Raw genomic sequence first — 1478 nt, 5'->3', positions numbered from 1 at the left:
GCTCAATTCCTAACCCAAAACTATCCTAAAAATTTTGATTCTCTACCAAGCCCTTGCTATGTGCTAGAAGAAGAAAAATTTGAAAAAAATTTGCAATTACTTCAAAAGGTGCAACAAGATAGCGGAGCAAAAATTTTACTAGCACTCAAAGGCTATGCCCTATGGAAAAGCTTTTCTCTTGCAAAACAATATTTAAGTGGAATCACTGCAAGCGGAATCTATGAAGCAAGATTAGGCTATGAGGAATTTGGTAAGGAGATTACAACCTTTAGCCCCTCTTACAAACAAGAGGAAATGCAGGAACTTGTGCAAATCTCAAATCATATTATTTTCAATTCTTTTGCACAATGGCAGACTTTTAAAGGAATCATAGAATCTCAAAATCAACTTAGAGAACGCAAAGGACAGCCAAAGATTGAAGTGGGCTTGCGCGTCAATCCAAAATACAGCGAAGTAAGCCCAGAAATATATAATCCTTGCGTTGAAGGCTCACGACTTGGAATCCCACCAAAGGAATTCAAAAAGGGTGTCAAAAAAATTGGGCTAGATGGCATTAGCGGATTGCATTTTCATACACATTGCGAACAAAATAGTGATGCACTCCAACGCACATTAAAATATTTTATCAAGCATTTTAAGGAGTATATTCCGCAAATGCGCTGGATTAATTTTGGTGGCGGACATCATATCACGCGCAAAGATTATGATATAGATTTGCTTATCCAACTCATTAAGGATTTCAAATCAAAATTCAAAACAGAGGTCTATTTAGAGCCGGGTGAAGCGATTGGTTGGCAATGTGGTTTTCTCATTGGTAGCGTGGTAGATATTGTGCAAAATGGAATCAAAATTGCGATTTTAGATGTCAGTGCTGCGGCACATATGCCTGATTGTCTTGAAATGCCTTACCGCCCAATGGTACGCAATAGCTTTGAAGCAAAGGCAAACAAAAAACATCATAAGTTAAAACTTAAAGGTAAAATGCCTTATGCTTATCGCTTAGGAGGACCAACCTGTCTTGCGGGAGATGTGATTGGGGATTATAGCTTCAAAGAACCACTAAAAGTTGGCGACCGCTTGATTTTTGAGGATATGGTGCATTATACGATTGTCAAAAATAATACTTTTAATGGGATTCCTTTACCTTGCATTGGTATGTTGCATAAAAATGGAGAATTTGAATTGTTTAAGGAGTTTTCCTATCAAGACTACAAGCAACGCAATAGCTAAGAAACTATATTCTTAGCTTGGCTTTGCTTAAAATGTATTTACAAAAAGTCTTTTGGGATTCTTAACCAATAAAAGCACAAACCACGCAATCAAGCCAACCAATACAACAACTGCGCCAAGCACCGCATCATCACCACTAATGTTTAAAAAGGGTTCTCCCTCATAAGTTGCAAAAACACAATCTACAATCCACATTAGCCCAGCTCCCCAATACATAAGGCTTAAAGTGCCTAATTGCAAATTTTTTT

The 1478-nt window shown here is 37.5% G+C and carries 1 protein-coding gene and 1 pseudogene; one reads left to right on the top strand and one right to left on the bottom strand.

Going from position 1 to position 1478, the window contains the following annotated elements; all coding sequences use genetic code 11:
* Positions 1-1230, top strand: a 1230-nt coding sequence (gene nspC, locus Q1553_RS00135) for a carboxynorspermidine decarboxylase (protein WP_300842642.1), incomplete at its 5' end; no start/stop codon positions are given.
* Positions 1231-1257: 27 nt separating this feature from the next.
* On the opposite strand, the pseudogene Q1553_RS00130 reads toward nspC, so the two are convergent.
* Positions 1258-1478 (bottom strand): annotated as a pseudogene (locus tag Q1553_RS00130) (hypothetical protein); the annotation flags it as partial.

Origin of the sequence: Helicobacter sp. UBA3407 (assembly GCF_949747025.1) — a bacterium.
Taxonomy (GTDB): domain Bacteria; phylum Campylobacterota; class Campylobacteria; order Campylobacterales; family Helicobacteraceae; genus Helicobacter_D; species Helicobacter_D ganmani.
Note: the sequence above shows the minus strand (reverse complement) of the source record. Positions and strands in the feature narration are given on the sequence as shown.